At 64.0% G+C, this 17,371-nt stretch carries 16 protein-coding genes and 1 pseudogene; 8 read left to right on the forward strand and 9 right to left on the reverse strand.

Features of this window, described 5'->3' with window-relative positions:
- Positions 1-543: 543 nt before the first annotated feature.
- A complete protein-coding gene (locus AWB83_RS31640) occupies positions 544-1,386 on the reverse strand; it encodes an EamA family transporter (RefSeq protein ID WP_087049571.1) in 843 nt (280 codons plus the stop codon).
- 111 nt (positions 1,387-1,497) lie between these two features.
- Between AWB83_RS31640 and gcvA the strand changes: the two genes are divergently transcribed.
- From gcvA to AWB83_RS31660, 4 genes are all read left to right on the forward strand, one after another.
- Positions 1,498-2,403, forward strand: coding sequence for a transcriptional regulator GcvA (gene gcvA, locus AWB83_RS31645; protein ID WP_087049572.1), 906 nt, complete (start codon positions 1,498-1,500; stop codon positions 2,401-2,403).
- Between the two features lie 136 nt (positions 2,404-2,539).
- Positions 2,540-3,265, forward strand: coding sequence for a haloacid dehalogenase type II (locus AWB83_RS31650; RefSeq protein ID WP_087049573.1), 726 nt, complete (start codon positions 2,540-2,542; stop codon positions 3,263-3,265).
- 48 nt (positions 3,266-3,313) lie between these two features.
- A complete protein-coding gene (locus AWB83_RS31655; RefSeq protein ID WP_087049574.1) occupies positions 3,314-4,039 on the forward strand; it encodes a haloacid dehalogenase type II in 726 nt (241 codons plus the stop codon).
- A 57-nt stretch (positions 4,040-4,096) separates the two neighbouring features.
- Positions 4,097-4,591 (forward strand): Lrp/AsnC family transcriptional regulator, encoded by a 495-nt coding sequence (locus AWB83_RS31660; RefSeq protein ID WP_087049621.1) that lies wholly within the window; start codon positions 4,097-4,099, stop codon positions 4,589-4,591.
- A gap of 431 nt (positions 4,592-5,022) precedes the next feature.
- On the opposite strand, the gene AWB83_RS31665 is transcribed toward AWB83_RS31660, so the two are convergent.
- Positions 5,023-5,559: a YbaK/EbsC family protein gene (locus AWB83_RS31665; RefSeq protein WP_087049575.1), complete on the reverse strand. Its 537-nt coding sequence runs from the start codon at positions 5,557-5,559 to the stop codon at positions 5,023-5,025.
- Between the two features lie 165 nt (positions 5,560-5,724).
- The gene (locus tag AWB83_RS31670) at positions 5,725-7,689 is read right to left on the reverse strand and encodes an oxidoreductase (protein ID WP_087049622.1); all 1,965 of its coding nucleotides are present in this window, start codon (positions 7,687-7,689) and stop codon (positions 5,725-5,727) included.
- Between the two features lie 207 nt (positions 7,690-7,896).
- Between AWB83_RS31670 and AWB83_RS31675 the strand changes: the two genes are divergently transcribed.
- Positions 7,897-8,694, forward strand: a complete 798-nt coding sequence (locus AWB83_RS31675; RefSeq protein ID WP_208636829.1) for an SDR family NAD(P)-dependent oxidoreductase — start codon at positions 7,897-7,899, stop codon at positions 8,692-8,694.
- 18 nt (positions 8,695-8,712) lie between these two features.
- On the opposite strand, the gene AWB83_RS31680 is transcribed toward AWB83_RS31675, so the two are convergent.
- The 4 genes and pseudogenes from AWB83_RS31680 to AWB83_RS31695 form a co-directional block, all read right to left on the reverse strand.
- Entirely contained in the window at positions 8,713-9,645 is a 933-nt protein-coding gene (locus AWB83_RS31680; protein ID WP_244197953.1) for a LysR family transcriptional regulator, read from the reverse strand.
- 79 nt (positions 9,646-9,724) lie between these two features.
- Complete coding sequence (locus AWB83_RS31685; RefSeq protein ID WP_087049576.1) at positions 9,725-11,014, reverse strand: acetyl-CoA hydrolase/transferase family protein; 1,290 nt, start codon at positions 11,012-11,014, stop codon at positions 9,725-9,727.
- 140 nt (positions 11,015-11,154) lie between these two features.
- Positions 11,155-12,369 (reverse strand): annotated as a pseudogene (locus AWB83_RS31690) (phospholipase D-like domain-containing protein); the annotation flags it as partial.
- Between the two features lie 318 nt (positions 12,370-12,687).
- Positions 12,688-13,068: an NUDIX hydrolase gene (locus tag AWB83_RS31695; protein ID WP_087049578.1), complete on the reverse strand. Its 381-nt coding sequence runs from the start codon at positions 13,066-13,068 to the stop codon at positions 12,688-12,690.
- A gap of 184 nt (positions 13,069-13,252) precedes the next feature.
- On the opposite strand from AWB83_RS31695, the gene AWB83_RS31700 reads away from it, so the two are divergent.
- Both AWB83_RS31700 and AWB83_RS31710 read left to right on the forward strand, forming a co-directional pair.
- Positions 13,253-13,768: an SLATT domain-containing protein gene (locus AWB83_RS31700; protein ID WP_087049579.1), complete on the forward strand. Its 516-nt coding sequence runs from the start codon at positions 13,253-13,255 to the stop codon at positions 13,766-13,768.
- 303 nt (positions 13,769-14,071) lie between these two features.
- Positions 14,072-14,812, forward strand: coding sequence for a DUF2278 family protein (locus tag AWB83_RS31710; RefSeq protein ID WP_087049581.1), 741 nt, complete (start codon positions 14,072-14,074; stop codon positions 14,810-14,812).
- Between the two features lie 22 nt (positions 14,813-14,834).
- Here AWB83_RS31710 and AWB83_RS31715 read toward each other — a convergent pair whose 3' ends face one another.
- A complete protein-coding gene (locus AWB83_RS31715) occupies positions 14,835-15,776 on the reverse strand; it encodes a PLP-dependent cysteine synthase family protein (protein WP_087049582.1) in 942 nt (313 codons plus the stop codon).
- A 54-nt stretch (positions 15,777-15,830) separates the two neighbouring features.
- Positions 15,831-16,238 carry an MAPEG family protein gene (locus AWB83_RS31720; protein WP_087049583.1) on the reverse strand — a complete coding sequence of 136 codons (408 nt, stop codon included), beginning with the start codon at positions 16,236-16,238 and terminating at the stop codon, positions 15,831-15,833.
- A gap of 126 nt (positions 16,239-16,364) precedes the next feature.
- On the opposite strand from AWB83_RS31720, the gene AWB83_RS31725 reads away from it, so the two are divergent.
- Entirely contained in the window at positions 16,365-17,327 is a 963-nt protein-coding gene (locus AWB83_RS31725; protein ID WP_087049584.1) for a GlxA family transcriptional regulator, read from the forward strand.
- The last annotated feature ends 44 nt before the right edge of the window (positions 17,328-17,371 follow it).

The following is a 17,371-nucleotide window of genomic DNA, read 5'->3' on the forward strand; positions in this document are numbered from 1 at the left end:
GTGGATGCGACTAAAAACGAGTTTGAAGGTGCCGGAATTCATGTTCTTATAAGTCGGCCTGCGGTCGTGACAGGCGGGCAGCACGCAGCGCAGAAAAACAATGATTGTCAGCGTTCCTAATCGACAAACAAAGACCGAAAAATCTTAAAAACTATGCTCAGCGAAGAAACAGGGCGCGCCGTCCAAATGAAAAAAGTCCCCCGCGTGGCGGCGCAAAAGAAGCAGGTCTTCGAGTGAGGTAACACGAAGATCTGTGGGGCCAAGGACCCGTGTGGCCAAGTTTTGGTTAGGACGATTTACGCGTCGAGGTTTCCGCGTTCCATTGGTGCAAACGCCCTTCAATAGCGGTGCCTTCGCCGCGAATGGCATGAGCAGGGTGTCCACGGGCGCCACGCTGACGAACGCCGGTATGATCGCGGGCAATCAGCTTGCGCTTTCCGCGTATGACCTCGTCGACCGCACGGCACGATCACGCAAGCCGGCACGGGCGCCACGTTCTTCACGGTGTCCGCAATATCGTCGAAAGCGCGTCGAACAGGCGCCTCAAAGCCCCAGACAGACCGCGCCGGCCGCGACGACCACGCACGCGATCCAGCGCCTCGCATTGACCGTTTCACGCAGAAACGTCCGTCCGATCAGCGCCGCGAACACCACGCTGGTCTCGCGCAAGGCGGAAACCGCGCCCATTGCGCCCGACTGCATCGCCCAGATGACGATGCCATATGCCGCGATCGACACGAGGCCGCCCGCGATCGATGAACCGACGGACACCGGCGCCGTCAGCACCGGTTTCCAGAGCGCATCGGCGCCGCGTCTGGCGACGAAGATCACCGGCATCGTCCAGTAGAGGAGAAACATCCACGCCGTATAGGCGAACGCCTGACCGTTGGACAGGCGCACGCCGATGCCATCGATCACGGTATAGACCGCGATCGTCACACCCGTCGTCAGCGCGGCGAGCGCGCCCGCGCGCGACACGTGCCGTCCTTGCAGCGCGAGCGCCATGATGCCGCCCGAAATCATCACGATGCCGAACGCGTGCAATGCGCCGATCGCCTCATGCGCGAACAGCGCCGCGCCGAGCGTGACGAGCAGCGGCGACGAGCCGCGCGCGATCGGATAGGCCTGCGCCAGGTCGCCTCGCCGATATGAGCGCACGAGGCTCACGTTGTAGACGATATGCACGACCCCCGACGCGACGATGTACGGCCACGCCGCGGCGGCCGGCAAGGGCAGGAAGACCACGGCGACCGTCGAGACCGCGCCGATGGCGATGCTCATCCAGGTCATCGAGAGGAAGCGGTCGCGATTGCCGTGCAGCATCGCGTTCCAGCTGGCATGCAGAAGGGCTGCAAGGAGGACGACACCGCCGGTATAACTGAGCATGCGTGTTCTTGTAGATGAAGATTGCAGATATCGTATTAAGAAGAATATCTATCTTGTAATGCGGCGACAAACCACTTATCTTAGGATGTCACGTTAGAAAATCTCTTCCGAATGAACCGCACCTTTCCGCCGCTCAATGCGCTGCGCGCCTTCGAAGCCGCCGGGCGGCTCGGCAGCTTCAAGGAGGCCGCCGCGGAACTGCACGTGACGCACGGCGCGGTGAGCCAGCAGGTGCGCGTGCTCGAGGAGTGGCTCGGCGCACCGTTGTTCGAGCGGCATAACCGGCGCGTCGTGCTGACGCCCGCGGCGAAAACCTATCTCGCGGAGGTCGGCCCGCTGTTTGAGCAGCTCTCGCAGGCAACCGCGCGCTATGGCTTGTCCGAGGCCGTGTTCCGTCCGCTCACCGTCAACGCACCCGCGACATTCGTACTGCGCTGGCTCGTGCCGCGACTGGAGCATTTCCGCACCGAACATCCCGACGTCGAGGTCAGGGTGGAGACGTCCAACGAGCCGGTGGAGGCGCTGAAGGACAGCTACGACATCGTGATACGGGGCGGACCGGACACGTTCTATGGCTACTCGATGCGGCCTTTCCTGTCCGAGGAGCGGCTCCCGGTCTGCAGTCCCGCGCTGTTGCAACGCCTGCCGTTGCGCACGCCCGAAGACCTGGAGCGGCATACGCTGCTCCACACGTCGAGCCTGCCGCGCGTGTGGCCGGACTGGCTGGCGAAAGCAGGCATGCCGTTGCTGCGCCCGGCCGCGGTCCTGACCTTCGACCACTTCTATCTGACTTTGCAGGCCGCCGTCGACGGCATGGGCATCGCGATGGGACCGACCGCGCTCGTATCGGACGATCTCGCGGCCGGCCGGCTCGTCGCGCCGTTCGACTGGCCGCGCCTGCCGTCACGAAGCTATTGCACGTACGTTGCGGATGCGAAGTCCGCGGACGACCTCATCCTGCTTTTCTGCTCGTGGCTGGAGCGCGAGGGCGATGCGTTCGCGGGTGCCGGCCGTTGAGCGCGCCCGGCAGAATCTGCTGTCGCGAGCGGCTCAAACCGCACACGCTGCCGATGCGGACATGAACATCGGTTCTGAATGCCGGGGCGCCTCACTACACTGAGATCTCCATGATCCGATATCGACAGGAACGACTGTGGAACTGACCGACTTCGACACACTGACCTTTGACTGCTACGGCACGTTGATCGACTGGGAAACCGGCATCTTCGAAGGGCTGCGCCCGCTGCTGGAGCGCGTCAAACCCTCGCTGACACGCGACCAGGTGCTGGAGGCGCATGCCCGGCACGAGTCGTCGCAGCAGAAGTACACGCCGGCCAGGCGTTATCAGGAACTGCTGCCCATCGTGTACAAGCGTCTCGCCGAGGAATGGGGCGTCTCCCATACGCACGAGGAATGCGTCGCGTATGGCCGGTCCATTCGCAACTGGCCCGCGTTCGAGGATTCGGCGAACGCGCTGCAGTATCTCAAGAAGCATTACAAGCTGGTCATCCTGTCGAACGTCGACAACGAGAGCTTCACATACAGCAACGCGAAGCTGCAGGTCGAGTTCGATGCGATCATCACGGCGGAAGACGTCGGCTCGTACAAGCCATCGCCGCGCAATTTCGAATATATGATCCAGAAGATGAGCGACCGCGGCATCCGCAAGGAAAAGATCCTGCATACCGCCGAGAGCCTGTTCCACGATCACAAGCCCGCCAACGAATTCGGCCTGGCGTCGTGCTGGATCTATCGCCGTCACTCGCAACCCGGTTTCGGCGCGACGATGGATCCGGGCGCGCAACCGAAGATCGATTTCCGCTTCAACAGCATGGCGGATTTCGCTAAGGCGCATCAGGAAGCGCTGGCGAAGAACTGAGCCAGACGCAAGCGGCGCCGGGGATGGCCGAGTCACGAGGAGGAAGGTGTGCGGTTGACCGAGTTCAAGGCACTGACGTTCGATTGTTACGGCACGTTGATCGACTGGGAAGCGGGAATCGCCGCGGGTCTCTCGAAGCTGGCGGCGCGTCTTCCCGAGCCGCTCTCGCGCGACCGCATTCTCGAAGCGCACGCCCGGCACGAGTCGCATCAACAGGTGCTCACGCCCGACATGCCGTACAACCGGCTTCTGCAGGTCGTCTACAAACGGCTGGCCGAAGAGTGGGGCCTGGCTTACACCTGGGAGGAAGCGCTCGCCTACGGACAATCCGTAGGCGACTGGCCCGCGTTTCCCGATTCCGCGAGCACGCTTCAGTACCTGAAGAAGTATTTCAAGCTCGTCATCGTCTCCAACGTGGACAACGAGAGCTTCGAGGTGAGCAACCGGAAGCTGGATGTCGAGTTCGACGCCATCGTCACGGCGGAGGACGTCGGCTCGTACAAGCCGTCGCGCCGCAACTTCGAATACCTGTTCGACGTGCTCTCTTCTCTCGGCGTAAAGAAGGAAGAGTCGCTTCACATCGCCGACAGCAATTATCATGATCTTCAGCCCGCGGCGGAGGTCGGGCTGCGCTCCTGCTGGATTTACCGGCGATTCGAGCAGCGCGGCTTCGGCGCGACCGTGAAGACGCTCACGGAACCGTCCGTCGATTTCAAGTTCACGAGCATGGCGCAACTGGTCAAGGCGCATCACGATGAATTGGCTAATGGATAGCGCGGTGACTTCCGATTGTTTCCGATCGACGTCGCAGCCGAATCGACCACGCACGATATGAGCAATCGACAGAAGCTGGACCGCATCGACATCAAGATCCTTGCCGAGCTGCAGAAGAACGGCAACATGACCAACGCGAACCTCGCGAGCGTCGTCGGGCTGTCGGCCAGCCCCTGTCTGCAGCGCGTAAAGCGTCTCGAGGCGGCAGGCATCATTTCGGGCTACGGCGCCCATCTCAACCTCGCCAGGCTGACGAGCACGGTCACGGTCTTCACCGAGATCATGCTGCACGATCACCGGCGCGAAGACTTCGTGCGCTTCGAAGCGAATCTTCGCGACTTCGACGAGATCACCGAATGTCATCTCGTGAGCGGCGGCTACGACTATCTGCTCAAGTTTCTCGTCAAGGACATCGGGCACTATCAGGAAGTCATCGAAAAGCTCGTCGACCGGAACATCGGCATCGAAAAGTACTTCAGCTATATCGTCATCCGCACGCCGTTCGTCAAACATGCCGTGCCGCTCGAAACGCTTCTGTCGGACGATCGGTAGCATCGGCGAATGGCTTGATCGCTTATCCGGTCCGATGGACTCGCCATCGGCAGTGAACGCGGAAGATCACCTCGCGTCGCCGCTTTGTATTCCTGTCGTCCGCATCCTATCTGGAACTTCCTGCAGGACGGTGGACGGGAACCCATGCGCGCGCGAAAACGGGCCGTCCCGTTGTTGATCGTGTCGAGTCTGTTCGTGGCGGGCTGCGGCGGCGGTTCGTCGCAGGATCCCATCGAGCAGGTCATGAAGAAGCCGCGCTACGCCAGCGCGAATTCCCAATGGTCGATGGTGGTGATGGACGCGACCACCGGCGCGACGCTCAACACGATCGGTGCGGATTACCGCTTCGATACGCCGGTGTACCCGATATTGAATGCGCGGGCGGGACGTTCCCGCGAAGCCGGCTCGCCGGCGGCGCTGACGGCCCGCGCTCAGGTCGCGAGCGTCGCGACCGTCACGTTCGGCAGAGCCAGCAGGCGTTGCGGCGCGAGCAGCAGCTTCGCCTCGCGAACGCCCGCGCCCATCACGATGCGCTCGCGTTCCATCACCGCGGCCTCGACCAGCACGTTCCACGAATCGGGCACGCCGAACGCGGTGATGCCGCCGTACTCCATGCCGGACAGCTCCGTCGCCACTTCGCGCGACGCGAACGAGATCCGCTTCGCGCCGAGTTCGCGCTTGACCGCGCCGTTCACGTCGAGCCGACGCGAGGCGAGCGTGACGATCGCGGCGTACTGTTCGCCGCCGTCCTTCCTGTAGCGCACGACGATCGTGTTCGCGCAGTCGTCGAGATCGATGCCGTAGCGCGCGCTGCACGCGGCGGTTTCTGAGGCGTCGTCGGGCACGCGGAACACGGCGATGTCCGTGCCGTTCACGTTCGCGTGCACGGATTGAGGCAGCTCCGACGAGACTTCGTCGGCGGTCATGAGGTCGAGATTGAGCGCGTAGTCTTCTTGAGGCGTATTCATGAGCGTTCGAAAGGAAGCCGTCAGGCATGCGCCTGAAACGCAAAAAAGTCTCAGGGTAACCGAAACGGCCGACTCACGAACGAGACGCCGATCGCCTCGAATCATCGCGGCGCGATGTATCGAGCGTCCGAGACGCAGGCGCTGCCCCCGGGGCGGGCCCTTTCGTCACGTGATCGAACGCGCGGCGAAATGACCTTCGCGTATCGCCGGTTGTATGTCGCGCGCGGAAAGCGCATCGCCGACGAGGTGAAGCTGCGCGACGCGTCCGCGCAACGCCTGCCAGAGTGCGTTCTGCGATTGCCGGTATCCGACCACGACCACGGTGTCGGCCTGAACCGTCTCCGTGGCCGTGCCGAATATCGGCCTGATTTCCGCGCGTCCCTTGTCGATCGAGACCAGCTCGGACTGCGTGACGATGCGGAATCCGCCGGCCTTGTAGAAACGTTGCAGCGCAGCTTGCGTGCGCCCGGTCGCCTCCATCGCGGGCGCGAACATCAGGTGACGCGTCACGTAGGTCACGCCCAGTCCCTTGTCGAGCAACGCTTCGCAGCAGCCGATTGCTTCGTAATGGCCCACATCGTCGAGCACGAGCGCGGTGCTGCCGTAGTCCTTCGCGTGGCTCATGACCAGATCGTACGAGTCGAGCACGTTCGCATCGTCCGCGATCCTGACCTGCGATGCCGGGTCTGCGGTCTGCGTGATCGCGCGCGCGTCGGCGGGCTGCGATCCCGTTGCGACGATCACCACGTCCGCCGCTTCGGCGAGCACGTCCTCCGCCTCCATGTAAGTGGCGAGCCTGACATCGGCGCCGAGCCTGTAGATTTCGTTCGCCAGCCAGATGGCGATGTCTCCGATGGCGTGAAGCTTCGGCATGTGCCGCGCGACGTTCAGAAGCCCGCCGAGATCCGGCGAAGCTTCGACCAGCGTGACCGCATGCCCCGCGAGCAGGGCGACGCGCGCCGCCTCCATGCCCGCGACGCCGCCGCCGACCACGAGCACCTTGCGCGGAGTCGCGGTCCTGACGATGAGGCTTTCCGACATCGTTTCCTCATGACCGACCGTCGGATTCACCGCGCACCCCATCCGGCCGCTGAACACGCCGCCGATGCAGCCCTGATTGCATCCGATGCACGGCCGCACTTCGGTGCCGCGACCCTCGCGCGTCTTCACGACGAGCATCGGATCGGCGATCATGCCGCGCACGATGTTGACCATATCGGCGTGACCGGCCCTCAGCGTCTGCTCGGCGTCGTCGAGTGTGGCATAGCGGCCCACGACGATGCGCGGCACGGTGATGCCCTCGGCGATGCGCGCGGCAAAGGGCAGCTGATAGCCGACCGGCTGATCCATGCCCGCGTAACGATCGACATGAAAGTAGTAGTCGCCGTGCGTGATGTTCACGAAGTCGATCAGTCCTTCGTCTTGCGCACGCAACGCGATTGCATTGGCGTCTTCCGCCGGAAGGATGCGCTGATCCGAGCTGTCGCCGATCCGGATGCCGAGCCCGAAGCCCGACGAAGTCGCGGCGCGAATCGCGCGCAAGGTCTCGAGCAGCATGCGGATGCGGTTCTCGAACGAGCCGCCGTATGCGTCGGTCCGCTGGTTGAGCACCGGCGAAAAGAACTGCGAGAACAGGTAGCCATTGCCCGCGAGAATCTCCACGCCGTCCATGCCCGACTCCTCGACGCGCGCCGCCGCCTTCGCATAGGCGTCGACGAGCTCGCCGATCTGGTCGGTCGTCATCGGAATTGGCGGCGCGATGGAATATCGGCCCGGCATTGCCGACGGCGCCCACGGCAGGCCGCCATCCGCGGCAGGATCGGTATAACCGCCGTGCCAGAGCTGCTGGAACAGCTTCATGCCAGTCGGCGCGGTCGTCCGCGCGAGGCGCTTCATGTGAGGAATGGCGTCGTCGTCGCGCACGCTCAGCGCGAACGTCGACGACGCATGCACCGACGCGCCCTCGATGATCGAAAGGCCCGCGCCTCCCTTGGCGCGCTCGAGATGGTAGGCAATCAGCGCGTCGTTGATGTAGCTGCGTGAGTATGCGGTCGCGTGCGCCGTTCTGACGATGCGATTGGGTATTTCGATTGCACCGATCCTGATCGGCGAAAACACGCGCTCGAACATCTCCGTTCCCTGGTCCTCGTAGCTCGGCTCAAGGTAAGCGCGCGGTGCGGCGAATTCAATTTCCCTGTGACGAACCGGTGCTTCGCGATTCGAGAAGCGCACGGTGTCCGCACGGCTTCACGATCCGGGAAGCGCGGCTTCACCACTCGTCAGTTGAGCGCCACGCGTGGTGATCCTACGATCGACTCGACGTTTCGACTGACGAGCATGGAGAGCAAGGATATGCGGTATGCGGACTTTGACAACAAGGTGGCGTTGATCACGGGCGCGTCGGGCGGCATCGGCCTGCGCGTCGCGGAGAAACTGGCGGCGAACGGCGCGACGGTCGTCATCAACAGCCGCACGAAGGAATCGGCGGAAAAGGCGGTGGCGGGCTTGCGGGCGATCTCGGATCGCGTGAGCCATGTTCTCGGCGATTGCGCGGACTACGCTGCGGCGGCGCATGTCGCGGAAGCGGCCGCGAGCGCGGCGGGCGGCATCGATATCGTCGTCAGCGCGGGCGCACAAGGTGCGGTGAGCCCACGGCCCTTTGCCGAGATGTCCGGCGATCAGATCGTCGAGGCGTTCGAATCGCGTTTGTTCGCCCGGCTCTTTCCGGTGCATGCGGCGGTGCCCTATCTGAAGGAGCGCGGCGGCGCGATCGTCATGCTGGGCACCGATGCGGGGCGTCACCCGACGCCGGGCGAATCGATCATGGGTGCGGTCGGCGCGAGCGTCATCCTGCTCACCAAGGCGCTGGCGAAGGAGTTCGCGCGCTGGAAGATTCGCGTGAACAGCGTGGCGCTGACGCTGACATCCGATACGCCTTCGTGGGATCGGATCTTCTCGCAGGAGAATTTCCAGCAGCGCCTCTTTACCAGGCTGAACGACCGATTCCCGGCAGGACGTCCGCCGACCGCCGAGGAAGTCGCGCGGGTCGCGGTCTTTCTCGCGTCGGAGGAAGCCGCGCAGGTCACGGGGCAGACGATCAGCGCAAACGGCGGTCTGTCGTTCGGGGGATGGTGATTTCTCGCGTGGCTGCGCTCAGCGCGCGGCCGCGCCGCTCTTCGTCAACTGGTCGATCAGCGCCTGCGCGGCCGCCGTCGGCGCGCGTCCGCGCAGCGTGCCGATGCAATGACTCAATTGCGCCCAGTCGCCGGTGAGCGGAACCTTCGCGAGTCGAGCCTCGTCGCCGAGCGAACGCATGCTCTCGGGCCGCACCGTGACGCCCAGCCCGGCCAGCACGAGACTGCACGCCGACTCGACGGTCCGCACGCGATACGCGACGTGCAACTCGCGGCCCACGCCGAGCGCGGCGCGCTCGATGCCCGTGATGGCGGTCGTGCTGTGCGCGATGAAGTCGGGTTCGAGCAGCAGCTCCAGCGTGAGCGCCTCGTAGCCGGCCAGGCGATGATGCCTGGGAAGGACGGCCACAAGCCGGTCCGCGCGGTATCGGATGACATCGATCGTATCCGGCTGCACGTTGTTCGCGAGAAAGAGCGCGAGATCGACGTCTCCCGACGCGAGGGCGCGTATTGCGTTCGCATTGGTGTCTTCCTGCAACTCGAGCTTCACGAGCGGAAACCGCTTCGTGAATTCGCCCATCTCATGCCCGAGAAATCCGGTGATCAGAAGACGCGGTGCGCTGATGCTGACGCGTCCGCGAACGCCCTGCTTGATCTCGCCGATCTCGCGGCGCATGTCGTCGAGATTGGTCAGCATCATGCGGATGTGTGACGCCAGCACTTCGCCGGCGGCGCTCGGCACGACGCCCTTGGGATTGCGCTCGAGCAGCTTGAGGCCCGCAAGCTCTTCCAGATCCTGAATGCGCTTCGTGGCCGCCGACGCGACGATGTGCTCGCGCACGGCGGCGCGGCCGATCTGGCCTTCTTCGACCGTGGAAAGAAAGAGCTTCAGCGTGAAGAGGTCGATGCGCCTTACCAGGGCGTGCGCGCTCAGCCCATCGATCGTGTCCATGGCGTCTCCAGATTGAATCTCTAGTGGTTGTTCGGTCTGGAAACTACCAGCGCGCGAAATGGCGGTCAACAAATGGGTGTCAGGCCGCCTGAAGGGCAGCGCCATCGCGTCCGGTGCGCATCAGTTGCTCGCGAAAATCCGGATGCGCGATCGCGGCCAGCGCCGCCGCGCGCTCGCGCAGGCTCTTGCCGCGCAGCTCCGCCACGCCGTGCTCGGTGACGACGACATCGACATCGCTGCGCGCGGTGGTCACGGTCGCATCCGCGAGCCGGGGCACGATGCGGCTTGCCGTGCCGTTCCTCGCCGTCGATTGCAGCAGCATGATCGAGCGGCCTTCGGCACAGCCGTTCGCGCCGCGCACGAAGTCGACTTGGCCGCCCACGGCGCCGATGTATCTTCCGTGCACGCTTTCGGCGTTCACTTGACCGCTCAGGTCGATTTCGATCGCGCCATTGATCGCGAAGAAATTGCGCAGCGCGCGCAGCATGCCGATGTCGTGCGTCAGTTTCGGCCCGGCCAGGAGGACGGCCTCGTTCCTGTGCGCGAAATCGAGCAGGCGCCGGCTGCCCATGAGAAGGCCGGCCACGCTCGTCCCTCGAAACATGGGCTTGCGCGCATTGTTGACGATGCCGAGTTCCATCAGGCGCGCGACGCCATCGCCTAGCACGCCGGAATGAATGCCGAGATCGCGATGATCGCGCAAGGCGTCGAGCACCAGATCGGGCAGGGTGCCGATGCCGAGTTCGAGCGTCGCGCCATCCGGTATCAGCGATGCGACGCGGCTCGCGATCACGCGTTCCTCTTCGCTGGCGCGGCCGGGTTCCACGCGCGGCATCTGGACCGGCTCGCGAGAGCTGCGGACGATGACGTGCGGATGAATGTCGGCCGGCAGTTCGGCGCCATGAACCCACGGCCAGCGATCGCTGACCTCGGCTATCACGACGCGCGCCTTTCGCGCCGCATCGACGATGTAATCGTTGACCAGGCCGAGATTGAAGCGTCCGTGTTCATCGGGTGGGCCGAGCGTCATGAGCGCGACCTCGCAGCGAAGCACGCCGCGAGCGAACAGACGGCCTAGGTCCGAGTAGTGAGCGGGAATCGGGTCGAGGATCCTCGCGGCGTGAAGAAGCGCGTTGCGCGCCGTGCCGCAATAGCTTTTGAACGCGATGAAATCGCCGTGCGAAGGCCCGAACGTGTCGCCGTAGGTCGGGCCGATGAACACGTCGATCGGACCGATTTTCCCGCGCTGCCCGATGAGCGCGCGGGTCAGCGCGACGGGCTCCGCGACGCCCTGACCGCAAACGACCGAATCGCCCGCGCGGATGAGCGCGGACAGGTCGAGTGCGTCGATGCCGTCGTGAACGATCATGCTCGGTCTCTCCGGTGATTCGCCCATGCGGGACTTGATGCAGCGAATCGTAGAGAGCGGGTCATGCACATTCAACTTCTGCGTCGAGAAACGGCGTTTCGCCAGTCGCGAGTTGAACGGCCGTGCATCGTGCGGGATAGTCACGCGGACGGCTTTTTCGCGAGCGCGACACGCGCTTTGGATTCCGGGCTGCCTTCCACGTAATACTTGTCCGCCCAGTGCCTGTCCGGCTGGAGCTTCAGCTCCGGTTTGCTCTTCCGGCGCACGGCAACTTCGATAGCGAGCGCGCGAGCCCGATGGTGCTCGTAGAGCCGGAGAAATTCGGCGAGGTAAATGGCCGCGATTCGCCTGTCGCGGATCTCAAGAAGATTCTCGTCGTTGTCGTGCTCGGAGTTGTTGCTCATGTTCGCCGAGCCCGTGTATACGACGGGATTCGCCCCTTCCGCGTCGATCACGAGAAACTTGTGATGGATGATGACGGGTGGATACGGAGGACGCGTCTCGCCGGGAAAAAGCTGCATTTCCACGTCGAAGCCTTCGGGCACCGTTGCGCGGGAGAAACACTTCCCGTCGACGACATGGCGGTTCTGCCGGCTGCGGTGATAAAGCTCGATGCTCGCGAGTTCGGTCGCGTTCAGCTTCTCGCCATCCTTCTGCTTTTTCTCGCCAGATTCGGCGGCGTGCTGCGAGATCGCGTTGTCGAGGCCGAACATCATCAGTCCCTTGTCGCCGGCGGCGAAGCATGCGTCGCGCAACGGCTTGTCCGTCGGAGAGAAGAGGCAGAAGAGCACCGAGTGCTCCGCTTGGCCGACCGCATCGACGATCGTGTCGATCTGCGTGCGTCGATCGTTCGGCTCCGGCGAAAACGAAGCGCGCAGCAAGGCGCTGCCGATCCTGATCGAATCGCTCCAGCCGGCCGTCGAGTGCGCGTCATGCGTCTTCGCGAAGTCTTCGAGCGCCGGAATCGCCCACAGCTTGTCCGCGAGATGGTAGATCGCGGACGCGGCGGGCGAGGCTCCCTGGAATACGGTCGGGAAGCTTTGCTCGATGTCGTTGGCGAGCCAGCGGCGCAGCACGAGCGCCTTGCCGGCGAGCGGCGCCTTCTTCGGGTCGAGGCCCATTGCCGCGACTTTTCGCGTGAAGGCCTGCGAACTCACGACCGCGCGATTGAACCACGTGCCGATGCCGTCCTCGATATGCGCGGGCAGGGTGATCGCCAGTTGCGTACGCTGCGCCTCCAGCAATTGCGGCGCGCTCGCACTGCCCACGACGGGCCACGCGGTGTAGCTGAACGACGTCTCGCGGTCGGGCTCGTCGATGCGCGCGTCCCACCACATGAACTTCTGAATCGAGGCCACGCTTGAGGGCGCGTCGGGTTGCCCTGCCTCGACGGGGCCGTCGAATGTCAGGCGGTTGGGCAACCAGCTTTCCGTCGCGCGATGCTTGCCGTCAGCCGACCAGAAACCGGGCGCCCGCCTGATCGCGAACCCGAGGAAGTCGCTGCGCGTCCTGCCTCCGTCCCAGTCGAGCGCGGGCAGAACGAGGGTCGGTGACAGATATGCTCGAATGTCGATGGCCTTCTTTGCCTCTTTGGCAGAGTGGCCATGCTATGAGCCTTTTATGACAGAAAGCCGCGCGAGCCGCGATCGTTTCGCGGCCGCGCTTCGCCGTCGTCACTTTCCTCGCGTGCCGTTACGCTTGTCGCCGAGAATCTTCATGATGACTTTCGTCGGCGAACTGGTCGTCAGCCGGGGAATCTCGTCGACGTGAACCCAGCGGCAGCGGGCGATCTCATTGTTCGCGCGAGCTTTCGCGCGTTTCGACACATCGCAGAAAAACACATGATGGTGCTTCTGCGTGCCGCGATAGTTGAACAGGTATTTCGCCGACTTGCCCGAGAGCCGCGTCTCCTCCTTGAGCTCGCGAAGCGCGGCCTCCGGCAAGTCCTCGCCGCGCTTGAGGATTCCGCCGGGCAGCGCCCATTTCGACTCGCGTCTCGCGACCAGCAGAATCCGCTTGCCTCTTCGACAGATGACAGTGGCTCGTTTCCTCAAGTTCGCTCCCGATATATTTTTTTCTATGCGACCGTTCGCAGGGTGGGTCCCTGTCAGTGGCGAATAGTGTACCGAAGGTGAATTTTGTTGGGGAGCGGATTGCGCGAGGTCGCGCGGGCAATCGAGACACGTTTTGTCCGCAATCGGGCGCTACACTGCAGTTCATTCATACAGTGCTTCGAACATGACAGCTTCGTTACAGCAGCCGCAAGAGATCAGCGGTGCATATGAACCGCCGAGGGATGCGCGCGCGCTGGTGCTCAACTGGATAAGACGCGCCCGCGAATCGCAGATTCGCCACTACGCGATGGCGGACCGTCTGACCGCCTATGGCAGACGGCTCGGACTGGCCGTCATCGCCATCACGACGGCGACGGGCACGTCGGCATTTCTTTCGCTCGTGGCGACTGCCGTGTCGCCGCAATTGCGGGTGGTCATCGGCCTGACGAGCATCGGCGCCGCCGTGCTCGCCTCGTTGCAGACCTTCCTGCGCTACAGCGAGCGCGCCGAGCTGCATCGCAGAGCGGGTGCTCAGTACGGCGCCGTTCGACGTCGGCTCGAAGCGATCCACGCCGGCGATCGCTACATGCACGACATGCGCGACATCGATGTCGTGCGCGACGAACTGGACCACATCGCGCAGAACGCGCCGCATTTGCCGCGGCGTGTGTTCGGCCGCATCCGTGAGACCGCATCGTAGCGGCCTGCAATCTGCCGGCAATTGAACAGCAAGAAACGGAGCGCGACTGCCGGACTCCGGCAATAACCTGACGATGCCGAGCCGACAGGTTCACATCGAACGGAGTCCAGCCATGTTGCCGCTTCTCTCGTTTCACACTCTCGCAGCACGGCGCGGTGATGGCCTGAAGCCGGAGTTGCTCGCCCTGCTTGCGCGTCACGCGGAATCGGGCATCGGCCTCAGTGCCGGCATCGACGCGGAATCGACCGGAACACCGTCGCACGATACGCATCCAACGAGCGATCCACCTCAGGAGCAGTCGTCATGGCAAGCAACGAATACGTCCTCTTCAAGGGACAGGTGAGGCTAGGCGTTCCCTTTCTCGCAGGTTACAAAGGTGACCCTCATTACGTGATCGTCAGCGAAGACGAGAACGGCAAGGAGTTTCGCATCGTCACCAATGTGAAGTCGGACAGCTCGCTGACCGGCCCCGCGGGCTATCTCGTGCTGTATGCATGGAACCAGTATTTCGAGCACCCGATGACCGCCGATCTCGGCAAGCTCGCGGCCGGCGTCTCCACGTCGGGTTTCCCGAAGCTCGACTATGTGCACGACAACCGTCTCGTCGACCTGAGCGCGATGCGCCCGATCCCGATCGACACCAAAAGCGAGCACAACGATATCAACGCGCTGCTCAACGAGATGCTGCAGCTCGACATGTCCGGCGATGGCGTCGACTATGTCTATCCGACGCCCGGCTATAGCGACGAGCGCCGCGGATGGAAGCCGACGAAGGACGTGACCGTGTACGGCTTCGGCTTCCTCTTCCAGCCGGCGATGGACGGCTTGCACGAAACGCACATGAACCAGGGGAATCCGAAGCCGGCCAAGGGCAGCAAGGTGAAGGACCACTCGAACGAGAACGGCGTCTTTCAGGACGGCGCGGTCATGGTGGAAGTGGACGGCAAGTTCCAGGCGCTGTTCGTCGCGTTCCAGACTCAGCTCGTGCCGACCGACAATCGCGGCTGGCCGATTCCGGGCAAGTCTCATCCCATTCTGGGTTAGCGGGCGAGCGTGCCGTCGATGATCACGCATCCAGGCTTTGCGAGAACGTCTTCAGATACTTCATGCCCGTGTCGCACATGATGGTGACGACCGTCGCCTTCGGCCCGAGGCGCTCGGCCAGGCGCAGCGCCGCGGTAACGTTCGCGCCGGTCGACGTTCCGCAGAAGAGACCTTCTTCGGCCGCGAGGCGAAACGCCGTCGCCTTGGCCTCGTTCGTCGATACGCGCTCGATTTCATCGGCGATCCGGTCATGCCAGAGCGGCACGACATAGCCCGCGCCGATTCCGTCGATCTTGTGCGCGCCGCTCGGCCCGCCAGACAGTACCGCCGACTCCGCCGGTTCGACGCCGACGATGCGTACGCGTTCGTCGTGCTTGCGCAGCGTTGCGGAGATGCCTCGCAGCGACGCGGCCGTGCCGACGCTTTGCACGAAGCCGTCGATGCGGCCGCCCGCCTGCTCCCGGATTTCTTCGGCCATTTTCGTATAGGCCTGAAGTTGATCCGTGTTCTCCATCTGCGCCGTGATGTACGCGCCGGTACACTCCGCGATGCGATGCGCCTCGCGGATCATGTCGCGCGTGAGCTTCTCGGTCTGCTTGCCGTTGTCGCTCGGGATGAGCGTGAGCTTCGCGCCGAGCAGACGCATGTGATCGAGCTTCTCCTTCGAGAAGGCATCCGAGCTCACGAGATGCAGCGGATGCTGCTTGACCGCGCAAACGAGCGCCAGCGACACGCCCGTGCTGCCGCCCGTGTATTCGACGACGGCGCCGCCGGGCTTCAGCCGTCCGTCGCGTTCGGGCGCCTCGATCATCGCGAGCGCGATGCGGTCCTTCATGCTTCCGGTCGGATTCTGGCTTTCCAGTTTCAGGAGGATTCTGGCGCCGTTTGACGGAACGACATGGCGCAGGGTCAGCAGCGAGGTGTTTCCGATCGTGTCGAGAATGGATTGCGGAGTAGGGTTCATGTGCGTGCTCTCGCGGATAGGGTTGAGATCGATCGTTCTCGGGCAGACGTGCAGCTAGGCGACATGACCGAGAAGGGTGACGGCAAACACGAGCGTCGCGCCGAAGCCGACGATGAACGCGAGCGTTCGGACGACCGGAATGCCGGCGGAATAGACGCCGTAATGAACGAGCCTCGCGACCAGATAGACCTTGGCCGCGAGGACGGTTGCCGGCGTGCTCGTCCCGATCATGGCTGCGATCAGAACCAGCGGCGCGAAAACCGCGAGGTTCTCGATGGCGTTCGCATGCGCGAGCCGCGCCCGCCGGGCCCAGACGGGATCGGGCCGCTTCGCGTGATCGGGATTGGCCAGCGCCGCCGGCAATCCCCACCGCACGATTCTCGCGAGCGTATACGGAATCCACATCAGGGTCGTCGCGGCGGCGACGAGCGTGAGGAAATGAAGTTCCGCCGTGAGTTTCATGAGCGCGTGCCTCGATCGTATTCGACCTGCGGCCGCGAAAGGGAGCAGCCGGATTGCTTCGCAGTCTAGACGTTGCGCGCAGTGCGGGCTATAGTCGCAAATGACATTATTAGTATCATTTACGACATGCGACTATCGATCTTCGCACTCGATGGCGTTTTCGACACCGGCCTGACGGCGCTGCTGGACACCTTCGCCACGGCGAACGAGCTGGCGGCGGCCCAGGGCTTCGCCTCCCCGCCCTTCGACGTGAACCTCGTCGGCGTGCGGCGGCGCATCCGCACGGCTCTGGGCTTTTCCGCGCCGGTCGAGCCGGTCGACGCCGCTCGTCAGCCGAACTGGGTGGTCGTGCCCGCGCTCAATGCCAAGCAGCCGGAGCCCTTGATCGAAGCGCTCGGGCGCCGCGACGTGCGCGAAGCGATCGGCTGCCTGCGCGGCTGGCACGCCGCGGGCATCGGCATCGCGGCGGCGTGTACCGGCACCTTCGTGCTGGCCGAAGCCGGACTGCTGGACGACGGCAAGGCGACCACGACCTGGTCGCTCGCGCCGGCTTTCCGTCAACGCTATCCGGCGGTCGATCTGGACGATTCACGCATGGTCGTCGCATCGCGGCGTGTCGTGACGGCCGGGGCTGCGATGGGCCATCTCGATCTCGCGCTCTGGCTCGTGCGTCAGGCGAGTCCCGAACTGGCGACGCTCGTCGCGCGCTTTCTGCTCATCGACAAGCGTTCGTCGCAGGCCCAGTACATCGTCCCGGATTATCTGGCTCACGCCGATCCGCTGATCGCGCGATTCGAGCGATGGGCGCGCGACAATCTCTCGCTCGGGTTCTCGCTCCAGGATGCGGCGAGCGCATTGTCGGTCGGGCCGCGCACGCTGCAGCGTCGCACGGAGGCGGTGCTGGGCAAGTCGCCGCTGGCGTTCTTTCAGGACCTGCGCATCGAGCGCGTGCAGCATCTCGTTTCGGCAGGCTGCGATCTGGAGACGATCGCGAGCGAAGTCGGCTACGCCGATTCGGCTACGTTGCGGACGCTGTTGCGTCGCAAGCTGGGGCGTGGCGTGAGGGAAATGCGCGCGGACATGCGCTAAAGCAAAAAAAGCGCCCTCGCGAGTCGACCCGCGACGGCGCGCAC

Origin of the sequence: Caballeronia ptereochthonis (genome assembly GCF_001545075.1) — a bacterium.
GTDB classification, from domain to species: domain Bacteria; phylum Pseudomonadota; class Gammaproteobacteria; order Burkholderiales; family Burkholderiaceae; genus Caballeronia; species Caballeronia ptereochthonis.